This window comes from Mycobacterium sp. TH-M82 (genome assembly GCF_057473605.1).
The window spans coordinates 1-1,047 of record NZ_JBYCKY010000381.1; the positions used below are offsets into that span (position 1 = coordinate 1).

Annotated in this window: 1 pseudogene; it reads right to left on the minus strand. The window is 66.2% G+C overall.

Annotated features, from left to right (window positions below):
* A pseudogene (locus tag AC2VON_RS11730) lies at positions 1 to 1,047 on the minus strand (FAD-binding dehydrogenase); the annotation flags it as partial.

Below are 1,047 nucleotides of genomic sequence, written 5' to 3' on the forward strand. Positions count from 1 at the left end.
GACCTCGGAGGCCACGGTGGAATAGTCCAGCGGCTCCACGTCAGGCAGCAAGTTCATCGAGTTCACCAGCTCACGCAGCGAATCGGCGCTGACGAAATCGACACCACGGTCGACGAACGTCCGCACCGGTCCCGGCGGGCCGGAACTGGCGCGGTTACGCAGCAGAGCGCGCACGCTCTGCCCGGTCAGGTCGGGCTTCTGCTCCTGGCCCGACAGCGCGAATTCTTTCTCGATCATCCTGGCGTCAAGGATGAACCAGGTGTAGTCGTACCCGGAGTTGGCGATGCATTCCAGCGTGCCAAGGGTGTCGAACCCTGGATACAGCGGAACCGGCAGCCGCTTGCCGGCGCCGTCCAGCCACAGCGATGAGGGGCCCGGGATTATGCGGATTCCGTGCAGCGGCCAGACCGGGTCGTAGTTGGTGATGCCCTCGGTGTAGTGCCACATCCGATCGGGGTTGATGCACGCGTGCGCCGGCACGCTGTGCGATGTCGATCATCCTGCCGTCGACGTGGGCCGGGACGCCACTGAGCAGCTGCCCGGGGACGCGGCCCATCCGCCTGGGCCAGTTCTTACGCACCAGATCGTGGTTGCCGCCGATGCCGCCGCTGGTGACGATCACCGCAGGGGAACAAAACTCACATTTCACCAATGCTTTTCGCGACGACGGCATCCCACGCGGGGCGGTGCTGGGTTCCAGCACGCTGCCCCGGACGCGGTGACCGCGCCGCCTTCGAGAATCAACTCGTCTACCTGGTGGCGGTGCGCGAATCGCACCGCGGAGCGGTCGCGCAGGCGGCGGGCGAACATCTCGACCAAAGCGGGCCCGGTACCCCAGGTGATATGGAAGCGGGGCACCGAATTACCTTGTCCCAGGGCGTCATATCCTCCGCGTTCGGCCCAACCGACCAGGGGGAAGAGCTTCAGGCGCCGGGTACGCAGCCAGCTGCGCTTCTACCCGGCTGCGAAATCGACGTAGGCGTAGGCCCATTGCCGCGGCCAGTAGTCCTCGTCGCGGTCGAAAGCCGCCGCGCCCAGCCAATCCTG